This window comes from Azoarcus sp. Soil_N_20 (genome assembly GCF_057656155.1).
Genome location: NZ_JBDGKX010000006.1, coordinates 26,639 through 40,430, shown reverse-complemented (window position 1 = coordinate 40,430; position 13,792 = coordinate 26,639). Strand labels below are relative to the sequence as shown.

The 13,792-nt window shown below is 67.1% G+C and carries 11 protein-coding genes; 1 reads left to right on the top strand and 10 read right to left on the bottom strand.

Annotated elements, in window-relative coordinates:
- Nucleotides 1-79: 79 nt before the first annotated feature.
- Complete coding sequence (locus AC3A35_RS13315) at nucleotides 80-505, bottom strand: hypothetical protein (protein WP_487436603.1); 426 nt, start codon at nucleotides 503-505, stop codon at nucleotides 80-82.
- 190 nt (nucleotides 506-695) lie between these two features.
- On the opposite strand from AC3A35_RS13315, the gene AC3A35_RS13310 reads away from it, so the two are divergent.
- On the top strand, nucleotides 696-1,262 hold the full coding sequence (locus tag AC3A35_RS13310) for a histidine phosphatase family protein (protein ID WP_487436602.1): 567 nt from the start codon (nucleotides 696-698) through the stop codon (nucleotides 1,260-1,262).
- A 30-nt stretch (nucleotides 1,263-1,292) separates the two neighbouring features.
- Here AC3A35_RS13310 and AC3A35_RS13305 read toward each other — a convergent pair whose 3' ends face one another.
- The 9 genes from AC3A35_RS13305 to AC3A35_RS13265 all read right to left on the bottom strand — a co-directional run bounded on the left by AC3A35_RS13305 (nucleotide 1,293) and on the right by AC3A35_RS13265 (nucleotide 13,790).
- A complete protein-coding gene (locus AC3A35_RS13305) occupies nucleotides 1,293-1,700 on the bottom strand; it encodes an acyl-CoA thioesterase (protein WP_487436601.1) in 408 nt (135 codons plus the stop codon).
- Between the two features lie 68 nt (nucleotides 1,701-1,768).
- Nucleotides 1,769-2,659, bottom strand: coding sequence for an amidohydrolase family protein (locus AC3A35_RS13300; RefSeq protein ID WP_487436600.1), 891 nt, complete (start codon nucleotides 2,657-2,659; stop codon nucleotides 1,769-1,771).
- A 26-nt stretch (nucleotides 2,660-2,685) separates the two neighbouring features.
- Complete coding sequence (locus AC3A35_RS13295; RefSeq protein WP_487436599.1) at nucleotides 2,686-5,391, bottom strand: CoA-binding protein; 2,706 nt, start codon at nucleotides 5,389-5,391, stop codon at nucleotides 2,686-2,688.
- A gap of 36 nt (nucleotides 5,392-5,427) precedes the next feature.
- Complete coding sequence (locus tag AC3A35_RS13290; RefSeq protein ID WP_487436598.1) at nucleotides 5,428-6,717, bottom strand: ATP citrate lyase citrate-binding domain-containing protein; 1,290 nt, start codon at nucleotides 6,715-6,717, stop codon at nucleotides 5,428-5,430.
- Nucleotides 6,718-6,820: 103 nt separating this feature from the next.
- The gene (locus tag AC3A35_RS13285) at nucleotides 6,821-8,635 is read right to left on the bottom strand and encodes a methyl-accepting chemotaxis protein (RefSeq protein WP_487436597.1); all 1,815 of its coding nucleotides are present in this window, start codon (nucleotides 8,633-8,635) and stop codon (nucleotides 6,821-6,823) included.
- A 124-nt stretch (nucleotides 8,636-8,759) separates the two neighbouring features.
- Nucleotides 8,760-9,791 carry a porin gene (locus AC3A35_RS13280; RefSeq protein WP_487436596.1) on the bottom strand — a complete coding sequence of 344 codons (1,032 nt, stop codon included), beginning with the start codon at nucleotides 9,789-9,791 and terminating at the stop codon, nucleotides 8,760-8,762.
- 240 nt (nucleotides 9,792-10,031) lie between these two features.
- Nucleotides 10,032-11,339, bottom strand: coding sequence for an OprD family outer membrane porin (locus AC3A35_RS13275; RefSeq protein WP_487436595.1), 1,308 nt, complete (start codon nucleotides 11,337-11,339; stop codon nucleotides 10,032-10,034).
- 259 nt (nucleotides 11,340-11,598) lie between these two features.
- Complete coding sequence (locus AC3A35_RS13270; protein WP_487436594.1) at nucleotides 11,599-12,696, bottom strand: 4-oxalomesaconate tautomerase; 1,098 nt, start codon at nucleotides 12,694-12,696, stop codon at nucleotides 11,599-11,601.
- A 113-nt stretch (nucleotides 12,697-12,809) separates the two neighbouring features.
- Complete coding sequence (locus AC3A35_RS13265; protein WP_487436593.1) at nucleotides 12,810-13,790, bottom strand: D-2-hydroxyacid dehydrogenase family protein; 981 nt, start codon at nucleotides 13,788-13,790, stop codon at nucleotides 12,810-12,812.
- Between the last annotated feature and the right edge of the window lie 2 nt (nucleotides 13,791-13,792).

The following is a 13,792-nucleotide window of genomic DNA, read 5'->3' as shown; positions in this document are numbered from 1 at the left end:
GTCGGCCCCTCCCGGGCACCACTCATTTGCCGGGCTCCGTGGTTGGAGCGATGTCCTGCGCCGGCACGATCCGTATGCGTCAGCGCCCGGGACCACCGCCCATTCCGCCGCCGGGTCCCATGCCGCCACCTCCGGGTCCCATGCCACCACCGCCCGGTCCCATGCCACCACCGCCCGGTCCCATGCCGCCACCGCCCGGTCCCATGCCGCCACCCGGTCCCATCTGGCCACGTGCCGGCGGCACTTCCGGAAGTGTCACACCACGCTCCTTCGCTCGACTCTGCATCTGCGCGTGATGCTCGATGCGCAGGCGTTCCTGTTCTTCCACCGAGGCTGCCGACCGCATCTGCTGACGATAGGTAGCGCGCTCCTGTTCCGTCATCAGTTGTGACCCATAGATCGGAGTATCGTCCGCACCCGCAGGCGTACCTCCAGCAGGCTGCGCGAAAGCGCTCCCGGACAGCATCGCCGCAAGCAGCAGTGCCTTCAGTGTCGTGTATTTCATGATCAACTCCATGGTTGTTGCCATTCGGACTATTCGCCATTCCAAACCTAGCAGCCCGTCCGTCGCTTTCAATACCGATCTGCACGCGGCATGACATGAATCAAAAAGCGCCGTCTCGGGACCCGGACCGCTTTTTGGACAGTTCCGCAGCCTCGTCGCACAATAGGGCAGCCCTTCCGAGGAGCCTGCCATGAAGATCCTGCTCGCCGGCCTGCTATGGCTGATCGCGCTGCCCGCCGCGCTGGCGGATGAGGCGCTGTGGTCCGCGCTGCGGGGGGGCGGCCACGTGGCCCTGATGCGCCATGCGCTCGCCCCCGGGGTGGGCGATCCGGCGGCGTTCCGGATCGACGATTGCAGCACCCAGCGCAATCTGTCGGACGCCGGACGCGAACAGGCGCGGGCGACCGGCGACCGCTTTCGCGCCCACGGCATCGAGCGCGCGGCCGTTCATTCGAGTCGCTGGTGCCGCTGCCTGGAGACCGCCGCCCTGCTCGGGCTCGGCCCTGTAACGCCGTTCGCGGGGCTGGATTCGCTGTTTCCCGACCGCAGCCAGGAAGCGGCGCGCAGCGCCGAGGTGCGGGCCTTGATCCGCGCGCACCGCGCAACGGACCTGCCGCTGGTGCTGGTCACGCACCAGGCGAACATCACGCCGCTTTCCGGCATCTTTCCAGCTTCGGGGGAGATCGTGGTGTTGCACGTCGACGGCGACCGGATCAGCGTGGCCGGACGCATTCCCCCGCCCGCAGCGGGGCGGTAGGGATGCGAAAAGGGGCGCGACCCCAGCCCTTCAGAGCCGGACGTCGCTCGCCGAGGGCGCAATCACGCGCGGCCGGCCGCCCTGGTCGAGGGCGACGAAAACGAAGGTCGCGTCGGTCACCTTGATCTGCTCCTCGCCATCGCGCGAGCGCCGCCAGGCCTCGACCTGGAGCGACATCGAGGTGCGCCCGATGCGGGTGATCTCGGCATACAGGCTGACCTCGTCGCCGATATAGACCGGCTGCAGGAAGGTGATCCGGTCGACCGACACCGTGGCGCAGCGGCCACGCGCCCGGCGTGCGGCAACGTTGCCCGCAGCAAGGTCCATCTGCGCCATCAGCCAGCCGCCGAAGATGTCGCCGGCGGGATTGGCATCGCCGGGCATGGCGATGGTGCGGATCGCGGGTTCGCCGCTTGGAGTGGGGGCAGGTTCTTTCATCGGAGACTCGAAAGGCGATGGATCGGGACGCCGGTTTGCGGACGCGTGCCCGCAAACCGGCCGGGGGCTCAGAAGCGGAACAGCTGCGCCGGGGTGTCGGCAAGCACGATGCGGCGCTCGGCGACATCGGGAATCCAGCCATCGAGCTGTGCCCGCAGTCCGGCGTAGTTCACCTTGCCCTCGAAGCCGGTGTGCGGCCAGTCGCTGCCCCACAGCAGGCGCTCGGGCCCGAAGGCCTTGCGCAACAGCGGCGCCGCAGCGGCGGCGATCTCATTGCTCGAACGGTAAGGGGCCGAGAGCTTGACCCATACCTTGCGGGTCGCGCCGAGTCCGAGCAGGTACCGGAAGCCCGGATCGTCCACCCCCAGCTTCACCGCGGGCTTGCCGAAGTGGTCGACCACCACGTTGACGCCGGCATCGACCAGCGGGGTCAGAAGTTGCGGCAGGCGCGCGGCGTCGTCATAGACCTCGACCTGCCAGTCGAGCTTCGCGCAGGCCGCGAAGAGTTCGCGCCAGGCGCCCTGACGCGCGTCCGGCACCGGCTTGCCGATCAGGTTGAGGCGGATGCCGACAATACCGGCGGCGGCCAGTCCATCCAGCTTCGCGATGTCCTTCTCGGGGTCCACCACCGCCAGTCCGCGCAGGCGACCGCCACTGGCGCGGAGGCACTCCACCGTGTAGTCGTTGTTGGTACCGAGAATGCTGATCGGGATGATCACCCCGTGCGACATTCCGTTCGCGTCGAGTACGGCGATATAGTCCGCGGGTAGCGCGTCGTAGTCCGGCGTGTAGCGGCGATTGGGGACGAAGGGCAAGCCGCGATGAAAGACATGCGCGTGCGTGTCCACGGCAGCCACGCGCCCTCCCGGGCGCGGGCTGGCACAACCGGCAGGGCCCAGCGGCAGCACGGCGGCGGCCCCCAGACCCAGCGCGGCAAGATTGAAGGTGCGACGATCCATGTGTCTCTCCTGAGGTGGACCCGCAATCAGCTGACGAACCGGCAACGGGATGCCGCGGTCCGGGTGTCCATGTTGCGGCCCCGGTTCAGGTGATCGTCTGCCTCCGCCGCGCAGCCGAGCATGCGCGCATAGAGGAAGATGGAGAATGCGGCCGACTCCAGCGCGCTGTCGGAGAATTCGCCCGCGCGCCACGGCTTCCAGGTGAGCTTGAGCAGCAGCGCGGCGATCACCGCGTCGATATTCACGCAATACACCGTGCGCGACACCCCGGTATCGCGCAGCGCCTGCACCAGCGCGTGATAGAAGTCGTGGAAGGCGTTGGCCTCCCCACGCCCTGCCATCAGCTCGCGGATGAAGACTTCGCGCGGGTCGTGGTTCACCGGCTTGTCCTTGAACACCGGATGGTTCACGCCGGGGATCTTGCGGATGTCGAGGCTGCCCAGCGACTTGGCACCGGACTTGTAATTGGCATAGTCCTCGGCATAGCGCAGCGCGATCGCCTTCAGGTCGACGCCGTGCGCGGGATCGGTCGGATCCTGCAGCGCGCTGTCGCGGAACTGCTCGATCAGGAACTGCACGCCTTCGAAACCATTGCCGCCATGCGCATAGCCGGTGTGGGTCAGGAAACCGGTGAGCGCCTTGTTGAGCTGCACCCGTTGCGGCGTTTCCGGGCCGTCTGCGGACACCGCGCCCTTGACGCCCTGGGCGGAGATGGTGCCGGGGCCGTTGGTGAGCAGGATCCCGACCAGGGTCTGGAACGCGAACAGGTCGGCCGCTTCGGGGGCACGGCCGAGCAGGGCATGGTAGGCGACCTCGGTGATCGATGCGCGGCCGAGCAGGTCGGCAGTGGCAAAGCCGTTGAACCCGTCCGCGCCGTGGGCGGCGACCGGGGCCGAGGCGCCGATCACGGTGCCGAACAAACGCATCCACCACGGCAGGGTTTCGACCGTCAGCCGCGACACGCGCTTGCGCATCAACGGGCCCCAGGCCAACGTGGTGGTGACCGCCGCCAGCACCGCATCGGCGCTGACGTGACCGGGCAGGCCGCGCAGGTAGCGCACGAACACCGAGCGCGCACCCCGTGCCTCGAGCCCGGCGAGCATTGCCATGGCGCGTGGGTCGGGCTCCGCGCTGCGTACCAGGGCGGCGAGCGCCTCGTCCGCGTTGACGGCGGCGAGGTCGACGTCCTCGGCGAGGGCATCGCGGATGCCGGCCTCGGCGAAACGCTCGATCATCGCCGTGGCAATCCGGCTCGCCGCTTCGGCGCGGCGCGGACCGACGATGGAGGTGGCGGCCGCGAGCACGCTGTTGGGCGCGTTGCCGGCTTCGCGCGCAGCCTGGGCGGCGGCCAGCTCGGGGCTGCCGTACAGATTGATGCTCGCGCCGAGGGCGACATTGACCAGCTTGCGGTCGTTCTCGCCGCCCGGTTCGCGCAACAGCGCCAGGCTGACGTTGGCCTCCAGCGGCAGGCGCGCGGCTTCGAGCACGCTGGTGCCGTACAGGCTGGAGACCTGGGTCGCCGGATCCATCTGCGAGGCACCCGAGGCATCCTTCATTGCCTCGCGCGGGAACACCGCGCCGACCTGCTTCGCCAGCATGGCGACCTGGCTGCGGTAGGGCTCGGGGCCCTCGACCACCGGCAGGTCGAGCGGCTCCGGCAGCGCGAGACCCATGTTGGAACCGAACCACGGCTTGAGCTCCATCGTGCCTTCGGGCGCGAAGTCCGGCAGCGTGGCATTGGCGCGCATCACCGCGGTCAGCGCCGCCGGGATGTGGGCGATGTTGGTGACCAGCGCGCCCTTCGCCGAGAACACCGGGTTCTCCGGGGTGTAGATGCCGTCCACCCCGAACTTGTCCATGAACCACTTTTCCTTGGCCGCGGCATCGTCCTGGCCGCCGGCCATCGCCCCCGCATGGCCCACCGCGCGGGTGAGCTTGGCCTTCCAGCGCCCGACCACGCAGGCGACCACCGGCTTGGTGAAGTCGGCGTCGCGCTCGTAGTAGCCGCCGGGTTCGCAGTACAGCACCGCCGCCTTGCTGCGCGCGTCGTTGGCGAGCGCGAAGGCGAATTCGGGCGCCGCGTAGTGGATGTAGACGTCCTTGCCGCTGGACACCAGCGTGGTCGTGCCCCAGCCGGCCATGCGCAGGTATTGCGCGATGGTGGTGGTGAAGCCGCCCGAGTTCGACAGGATCGCGATCGAACCGCGCTTGAGGGTGTCGCCAGGGAAATCGCCGCCGAGCGCGCCGCCGATGCGGACCTGATTCCACGAGTCGGCCACCCCGAGGCAGTTGGCGCCGAAGATGTCGATGCCGGCCTGCTGGCCCATGGCGCGGATCTCGCGCGCATCGTGCACCGAAATTTTCTCGGTGATGATGAAGATCTTCTTCAGGTCCGGATTCACCCGGATCAGCTCGGCCACGCCGTCGCGTGCGGCCGACGGCGGCAGGTAGACCACGCCGCAGTTGAAGCGGTGGCCGTCGTCCAGCCCTTCGCGCACGCTGTTGTACACCGGGACGTTGCCAAGGGGCGTCTCCAGCTTCTGCCCGCGGCGGCCCGGCGAGGTGCCGAACACGACGTTGCCGCCCGACCAGGCGTGGCCGACCGGGGTCACTTCGCTCGATTCACCGCCGAGGATATTGAGCACGCACACCCGGTCGTCACGGGTGGCGATATGGGCCAGGGAGCTGATCCCGACGTAGTACTTGAATTCGCCTACACCTTGCTGATACATCGCTGTCTCCTTCCTTCTATTGTCCGGGGCCGTCGATCACGCAGTCGTCGCCGCAGGGGCGATGCGCAGATGGGTCGCGACCGCTTCGCGGCCACCGGCCTTCATCCACTCGTTTACCTCGCGGGCGTAGTCGACCACCTCGCTCATCGCCGAATCGAAGCCGAACAGGCGGTAGGGCAGGCCCAGCGCCTCGCAGGTATCGCGCAGCACGCCCATGCCGCGCACCAGGTTCGGTCCGCCGCGACCGACGACGACATACAAGGGCGTGGGGCCGTGGGTGCCGAAGTGCTCGCGCAGGGCGTCGGCCATGGCGCGGAAGGTCTCGAAGATGTCGGTGTTGTTGGACTTGCCGCCGATGATGAAGAGCACGTTGGACTGGCGCAGCCAGTGCTTGAAACAGATCGTGGCCACCGACTTCATCTTCTCGTAGGGCGGATTGCCGCCGAAGTCCGAGGAGATGATGGCGTCGTCACCGAGCATCTCGGTGACCAGCGAGTTGGCGCCGCCGCCGAAGGTCGGCGCGAGGATGGTGCCGTTGTCGTTGATCACGTACACGTCGCTCTGCCCCTGGTGGGTGCGCAGCTGGTTGATCTCCTGCTCGAAGTCCGAGTAATCGGCGGCGAACAGATGCGCCGGCAGGTCGAGACGGTGCCAGCGCGGATCGTCACGGTCGAAGCCGCACTTGAAGTCGCAGGCCACCGGGGTGAGCCGCCCGCGGCGGTCGGGGCGCATGCGGATCGGGTTGAGTTCGAGCGTGTTCATGCCGAAGTCGTGGTAGAGCTCCCACAAACGCGGCAGGTGCTGCACCAGCGGCGAGATGATCTGCTTGGGCGCGCCGATGTCGGCGAGCGCGTTGGCGACCACGAAGGCCTTCAGGCCGGTGAGCGGATCGAACGGAATACGTGCGATCTGGGTCTTGTCCAGCTCCTCGATGTCGACCCCGCCCATGTGGGTGAGCGTCATCGTCGGCGCGCGAAACTCGGTGGAGTCGGTGATCGAGAAATACACTTCGTGCTCGGCCGGTACCGCGCCCTCGAAGGTCACCCCGTTCGCCTTCGCCACCTGGTTGCCATGGCGGTGCTCGACGAAGTAAAGCCGCTCCTTCTCCGCCAGCGCCGTCTTCAGATCCTTGGCACGGCCGATCAGGCCGGCCTTGCCCTTCTTTCCGACCCCACCCTTGAACAGCGGCTTGACGAACACCGAGCCGTGGCGATCGATCAGGTCCTTGATCGCCTCCTCGCTGGCATCGGGCCCGAGGATCTCGGCGGTGGGAAAGTCTGCGAACTGCAACAGGCGCGATCCATACAACATTCCGGTTATTTGCATGATGCTGTCTCCTTGTTGTGGGGTCTGGTGATCGTGGATCCTAGGGATCCGTGCTTTCGAAACGCTTTCGCCATTGACCGAGCCATGGCGGCCGCAATAGTGCCTACACCCGGAACCGGCTCACCGCCTGGCGCAGTGCCTGCGACTGGACGTCCAGATCCCTGGATACGCCAGCGGTCGCCGCCGCCACCGCCGCACTGTCGTCCGCCATGCGGGTGACGCGCGCCACCTCGGCGGCAATCTCGCCGGCGCGCGACTCCTGAACTGCGAGCTCGTCGCTGACCCCGCGGATCGCGGCCGCGACCTCACCAGCGGAGGCACGGATGTCATCGATGCAGGTGGTGGCCGCGGTGGCCAGCGCCCGGCCGCTGTCGACCTGGGCCACCACCTCGCTCATGCGGCTCGCGGCCGCGGCCGAGATCGTCTGCATGCTGCCGATCGTGTCGTGGATGTCGGTAGTCGAGCGCGTGGTCCGTTCGGCAAGCTTGCGCACTTCGTCGGCCACCACCGCGAAGCCACGCCCGGCCTCGCCGGCACGGGCAGCCTCGATGGCGGCATTGAGGGCGAGCAGATTGGTCTGGTCGGCGATATCACGGATGGTGTCCACCACCGCCGCAATGCGCTCCGACTGGTCGTCGAGCGAGCGCACCGAGTCGCCGGCATGGGATACGGTGTCGGCAATCCGCTGCACGCCACGCGCGCTGTCGCCGACGATCAGCGCCCCCTCGCCTGCGCGCTCGCCGGCCAGCTCGGCGCGCGTCAGCGCCGCCCGCGAGCTCTCCGCCAGCGCCAGGATGCCTGCGCTCATGGCGGCGATCGTGCCCGCCATGTGTGCGCTCGCACCGCTCTGCTCGCGGCTGCCGTCGGCAACCTGCGACGCGGCCTGCAACACCTTGGCGGACGCCGCCCCGATCCGGTCGGCACTATCGAGCACCTCGCGCATCGAGCGCTGGATGGAGGCAATCAGTTCGTTGAGCGCGGCCAGGGTCTCGCCGGACTCATCGCGCCGGGTGATCTCGGCGCGGACGGTGAAATCGCCCTCGCGTGCAACCCGGATGACGAGGTCCCGCATCGATTGCAGCGGGCGCACGATCGAGCGTCCGAGCCAGGCGGTCATTACCGCCAGCGCCGTACCGAGCACCAGCAGCACGATCAGGCTCAGGCTGCGTGCGGCGGTGACGGCGGCAAACGCCTCGTCGCCGGCGACCGCGGTCAGCCGCTCCTGCTCGCCCACCGCGGCATCGAGCGCGCTCATCAGCACCTGTTGCGGCCCGACCTGTTCGCTGATCGGCGCCTTGAACTCGAGCATCAGCATGGCGCGCCGACCTTCGTCGGCAACAGCCGCCGCATCGACCAGCGCGAGGATTTTCTGCTCCGACTGCAGCCACTGCTGCCAGCCGTCGGCAAGCTGCAGCCACAGCGCCTGCTCGGTGGCCGACTTGGGAATCGCCGCATAGGCATCGCGCGCCAGACCGGCACGCCCGAGAAGGGCGCGCTTGGCGGCGGCAAGTTCGACAAAGCGCGCTCCGGCGTCGTTGGCAAAGGCCCAGCTGTCGATCTCGAGGGCCAGCGAGCGGGTCTGCAAGCCGGCATGGCGCCAGCCCTCCAGCGCGCGGATGGCCGGAAAGCGCGCGCTGTTCAGGCCAGTCACCTGATCCTGGATGCGGGAGATGCCGAACAGGCTCACCGCGCTCGCGGCGATCAGTCCGGCGACACTGAGCGCCATCATCAGCATCAGTTTGTGGCGAATACCCCCATGCCATACCGGGCTGCGGGCGGGCGTGCCCACGGGAGCGCGCTCGTCGGCCACGCCGATGGACATGTCGCGCCTCGACGTCCGCGCCGACATCAGCGGCGCCATCCGTTGCCGCGGAACCGAGTGGTGGCGGGGCACGGCAGCGCGTGTCCGATCATCCATGATGAAGTCCTGGCGGGAGTGAGAAAAAAACAGCCCCGACCGAATGAACCGGTCGGGGCTGAATACACACCATTCCTCGCGGACGGTGCGCTAGAGGAGCGATGCCGCGTGAGACGAGGCAGGATCAGAACTTGTGGCGGATACCGGCCATGACCACCTTGGCGTTGTCGCCCGCTTCCGGGGTGAGGTTGAAGCCGTAGTTGGCATCGCCGCGGTTGTTGATCTGCGAATAGGCGGTGTACAGCGTGGTGCGCTTGGACAGGTTGTGCATGTAGTAGATCGATGCACCCGACGCGTCTTCCGCACCCGCCTCGCCACTTTCGTCGCGGTTTCCGTACGAGACCGCAACGGTGCCGGCGGTACTGACCGGGATCTCGGCACCGACCGCGTAGCTGCGCGCCTTGCCATCACCCTGCGACCCGCTTTCCTTGTCCTGCGTGTACAACGCATACAGCTTGACCATGCCGAAGTCGTAGGCACCGCCGATGCCACGGGTCGTGGCTCGCCCGCCGGTATCGTTGGAACGGAAGGTCTGGGTCACCACCGAAGTGGAAAGCGGTCCATTCTTGTAGATGCCGGTCAGGCCGTAGCCGCGACCCTGGCGCCGGACATCGCTGTCGGTACTGACGTTCTCCGCACCGGTCCAATAGCCTGCATCGACGGAAAAGCCGGCCATGTCGGGCGAGCGGTACTTGATCATGTTGTCGAAGCGCACCTGGTAGCCACGCGCGACCGAGCCGGTCTTGCGGTGCAGCATGCCGGCCGAGCGGTCGGAGGCGCCGGTCGACTCGTAGGGATCGATCGCGACGAAGGCCGGCGAGTACTGACGGCCCAGGGTGACGCGCCCGAAGGACCCTTCCAGGCCGACGAACGACTGGCGCGTGTAGCCCGACGAGGTACCGGTATCGGGAGCGACCGCCGCCTCTAGCGTGAACAGTGCCTTGAGCCCATTGCCCAGATCTTCAGTGCCCCTGAAGCCAAGCCGCGAGCCATTGAGTTCGCTCGTGTCCATCGCGTTGCGCTTGAGGCTGCCGGCGCGCTCCTGGGCCAGGTTGATATCGAGCAGGCCGTAGATGGTGACGTTCGACTGTGCCTGCGCAAACGCCGGGCAGGTACACGCAACGGCCAGCGCAGCAAGCTTCATTGTTTGTTTCATGGTGATCCTCCGTTCTTGGTGTGGACATCCGATCGGCGACGTGACGCAACCGGACGGAACGGATTGGACGCAAACTTGCTTTCGAACCGCTTTCAGCGCCGAAAAAGAAGTGCCCCAACCGGATCGGGCCGGACGGAGCACAAGCGCACGCCCCGGAGGGGCTGCGCGGAGGAGACTGCAGCGTCCGGCAGCGGGGATGGGGGGCCCCACGGACGAATACCCCCACTGCCGGAAATGCGCTCAGAAGAAGCGGTAGGTGTAGTCCAGATACACGCGGTGGTCGGTATTGTCCGCGAGCACGCCGTCGACCCGGCCGGTCTTGTCGGAGGTGTAGTGCAGGTAGCGGTAGCGCAGGTTCAGGCCCTTGACCAGGGGGATCTGGTAGCGCAGGTCGAACTCGAGTTCCTCCTCGTCCGCCTCGCCCAGGTTCTTCACATGGCTGTTTCTCGCCCCGTCGCCCTGCTTGAACTTGACCGTCGTCGCCAAGCCCTTGACGATGTCCTTCCAGTCGTAGCCGGCACGGACCATCCACACGGTTTCATCGTTGTTGGTCATGTCGGCCAGCACGCCCCCGGTCGGGAAGGGGTTGGTGCCATGGTCGCCGGTGAAGTTGTCCTCGATCCAGGCGCCGTCGAATTTCGCCACTGCGGCACCGAGCATCACGTTGCCGACACGCCAGTCGAGATCCAGATAGATCCCCTGCCCATCGTTGTCGCTCCGTGCACCGGCAGCGTACTTGTCCTCGTCGTCGAGTTCGTTGTTCTCGGACGAGGTGACGAACAGCTTGCCGGCGTCGCGCGAGGTATGGACTCCGCCGGTCAGCTTGAGCTTGTTCTTGTCGGCAAGGGTGAAGGTATAGGAGCCGACCAGACCGACCTTGGTCAGGTAGTCCTTGGAGTTGAGGTATTCGAGATTGACCGCGACCGGCCCACTCTTGTACTCGGCGCCGGCGAGAGCGACGTAGTCGATGTCGCCCTCGGCCGAGCGATCGGTGGCGAACTCCTCGAAACTCGAGTCCGCACGACGCGACCACTCGTTATAGACCGCGCCATAGAACTCCAAGCCCTTCATCGGGGTCACGACACCGCTGCCGCCCGAGTAGGTGTTGGGCACGGCGCGGCTGGTCGAACTGCTCAGCAACATGGACTTATGCAGCTGTTTGCCGAGCTTGAATGCGAGCAGATCGCGATGCTTCAGCTTGACGAAGGCCTCCGCGATCTTGCCGAAGGAATCGTGGAAGTCGCCGCTGTTGTCGACCTTGAGGATGTCATTGACGACACGCCCGGACGAGTCGAGCCGGGTCACGCTGTAGCCGGACACCCCGAAGCCGATCACGTCGGCGAAATAGGGCGACTCGTAGTTCAGCTGCAGGCCGAGCGCGGTCTGGGTGCGATCGTTGGCCGAGTTTTCGAACTCGCGATCGAAATGGATGCCGCGCACCTTTAGTTCGAGCTTATGCCCGTCTTCTTCTGCCGCATGTGCAAGCACGGGGAGTAGCAGGCTGGCGGCAAGCACGGTCAGCAGCTTTGGCGATGGTGTGGTTTTCATTGTTCCTCCTTGGTTGGTCCACCCCCGTTCCACGGATGGACGGGGCTGTCGAAGGCCGATGGCCGGATGCGGCATGCACCCGACGTTCTCGGACTCAGTGCAGGAGCGGCTGCACCGAGACGAGTATGCCCATCGTTATTAATTGCCTGAAATGCAAAATAACAGCTTATTAATGCGACTATCGCATCAACAAAGAAGCGCCCGAAGCGCCCTCTCCATGGGGTGGATCTGCGGACACGAACGTGGATCCGGGGCCGGCTCAGGCGGCCTCGATGTGGTCGTCGAGCGGAACGTGCACTCTGCCCCGGAACAGCCGCCGGGCGGTGCGCACCAGGCCGGCAGAGGCGTACACCGGATCGGCAGCGGTCGACCCCGGCGCCGCTTGCATGCGGATGTCGAGCGTGCCGGCGGGTTGCTCGATGGTCACCAGGGCCGGGTCGGTCGCGTTGATCCGCGCCAGGCGGTGGACGATGGTGCCCGGCGTGCTCGCCGCCGCGGCCAGGCACAATGCACCGGTCACGGCGAAGGCGGAATGGCAGTTCCACGGCGTGAAGTAGCGCGATGCGATCACCCCACCGCCTTGTGGCGGCGCCACCAGCGCGATTTTGGGCAGCACCTTGTCGCGGGCGTCGCCCATCCCGGCCATCAGTGCCACCTGCAGGCGGATGGACTCCAGCCGTGCCTTCAGCGCCGGATCGGCATCGAGTTCCTTCTTCGATTCATAGCCGGTCTTGCCGAGCGCTGCCGCAGGAACGAAGACGAGCGGACTGGAGAAGTCGACACAGGAGATCTCGACGCCGTCGATCACATCGATCCGCCGCCCGGTCGGGAACAGACGCCCGGTCTTGGCTCCGGCGGCATCGAGGAAGTTGAGCACGATCGGAGCGCCGCTGCCGGGCACACCGTCGATCCGGGCAAGTCCGTCGTAGCTCACCCGACCGCCCGGTGTCTGCACCACCGCCTCGACCACCTTGCCGGTATTGAGATTGAGGATGCGCAGCGTGGTCACCGGGTCGGTCGCCTGCACCAGTCCGTTCTCGAGCGCGAACGGACCGACACCGGAAAGCATGTTGCCGCAGTTGGGTGTGGTATCCACGGTCGAGGTCTCCACCGACACCTGCGCGAACAGGTATTCGATATCGATACCCGGCCGCGACGACGGGCTGACGATGACGACCTTGCTGGTGAGGGTGTCGCCGCCGCCGATGCCGTCGATCTGGCGCGCATGGGGCGAACCCATCGCCGCCAGCAGCACGCGGTCGCGCTCGGCAGGATCGGCCGGCAGGTCGGCGGCATGGAAGTAAGGGCCCTTCGATGTGCCGCCGCGCATCAGGGTGCAGGGGATGCTGCTCAACATGGTCCGGTCCTCGAATCCGTTATCGGAAACGGATTCTGGAAGCCTTCCCATGAACAATGAAGTGAATTAGTCGGCCTTATTATTGCGATTACCGCAACAGACCGGACAAGGCATCACTTCGCTCCGGCCTGTTCGCCGCGTGCGCCCAGGTAGGCACGCACATGCGCGAAGGCTGCGCCGAAATAGGCCTCGTAGGTGTCCTCCTCGACGAACCCCAGATGCGGCGTGCACAGGATCGCGGGATGGCCCAGATAAGGCGCCACGCCGCCGGGTTCGCTCTCGAACACGTCCACCGCCGCGCTTCCCGGGCGCCCCCGGCGCACCGCCGCGAGCAGCGCCCCGGGCGCGAGCAGCTCGGCCCGGCTGGTATTGACCAGCAGCGCATCCGGGCGCATCACGGCAAGGTCGTCGGCGGTGATCAGGTGCAGGGTGTCGGGGCCGAGCCGCAAGTGCAGGGTCAGCACATCGAGCTGCGCGAGGAACTCGCGGCGGTTGCCAACGAAGGCGTAGCCGGCGGACTCGGCCGCGGTGCGTGACGACTCACGACCATGGACCACCACCGCCATGCCGAAGGCCCGACCGATCGCCGCCACCCGGCTGCCGATCTTGCCCAGCGCCCACACCCCGAGGGTACGGCCATGCAGCGCGCGCCCCAGGCGCTCGTCGGCGAACGCCGCGCTGCTGCGTTGCCAGTGTCCGCGCTCGAGCTGACGCGCGTAGGGCACGACCCGGCGCGAGGCGGCCAGGATCAGGGCCCAGGTCAGCTCGGTCGGCGCGATCGGGTTGCCGCTGCCGTCGCGCACCTCGACCCCTTGCCGGCGGCAGGCGTCGAGGTCGATGCAGCCGGACAGGCGCCCGGTCTGCACGACCAGCCTGAGACGGGGCAGCGCTTCGATGACGCGCGCAGTGATCCGGCTGCGCTCGCGGATCAGGATCACGCAGTCGGTGTCGCGCAGGGCCTCGATCAGGCCGGCCTCGTCGGCGATGTGCGCGGTCCTGACCTGCAGGCTCACCGCCAGGCCGTCGAGCAGGCGCGCCGCAGCGAGCCGGGACACGACCCCCTGGTAGTCGTCCAGCACCGTGATCTTCACCATGC

Bases quoted from the DNA above. Each gene is read 5' to 3' on its own strand.
- AC3A35_RS13315 (WP_487436603.1), bottom strand. From the start codon at position 505: ATGAAATACACGACACTGAAGGCACTGCTGCTTGCGGCGATGCTGTCC.
- AC3A35_RS13275 (WP_487436595.1), bottom strand. From the start codon at position 11,339: ATGAAAACCACACCATCGCCAAAGCTGCTGACCGTGCTTGCCGCCAGC.
- AC3A35_RS13285 (WP_487436597.1), bottom strand. From the start codon at position 8,635: ATGGATGATCGGACACGCGCTGCCGTGCCCCGCCACCACTCGGTTCCG.
- AC3A35_RS13300 (WP_487436600.1), bottom strand. From the start codon at position 2,659: ATGGATCGTCGCACCTTCAATCTTGCCGCGCTGGGTCTGGGGGCCGCC.
- AC3A35_RS13270 (WP_487436594.1), bottom strand. From the start codon at position 12,696: ATGTTGAGCAGCATCCCCTGCACCCTGATGCGCGGCGGCACATCGAAG.
- AC3A35_RS13280 (WP_487436596.1), bottom strand. From the start codon at position 9,791: ATGAAACAAACAATGAAGCTTGCTGCGCTGGCCGTTGCGTGTACCTGC.
- AC3A35_RS13295 (WP_487436599.1), bottom strand. From the start codon at position 5,391: ATGTATCAGCAAGGTGTAGGCGAATTCAAGTACTACGTCGGGATCAGC.
- AC3A35_RS13305 (WP_487436601.1), bottom strand. From the start codon at position 1,700: ATGAAAGAACCTGCCCCCACTCCAAGCGGCGAACCCGCGATCCGCACC.
- AC3A35_RS13310 (WP_487436602.1), top strand. From the start codon at position 696: ATGAAGATCCTGCTCGCCGGCCTGCTATGGCTGATCGCGCTGCCCGCC.
- AC3A35_RS13265 (WP_487436593.1), bottom strand. From the start codon at position 13,790: ATGGTGAAGATCACGGTGCTGGACGACTACCAGGGGGTCGTGTCCCGG.
- AC3A35_RS13290 (WP_487436598.1), bottom strand. From the start codon at position 6,717: ATGCAAATAACCGGAATGTTGTATGGATCGCGCCTGTTGCAGTTCGCA.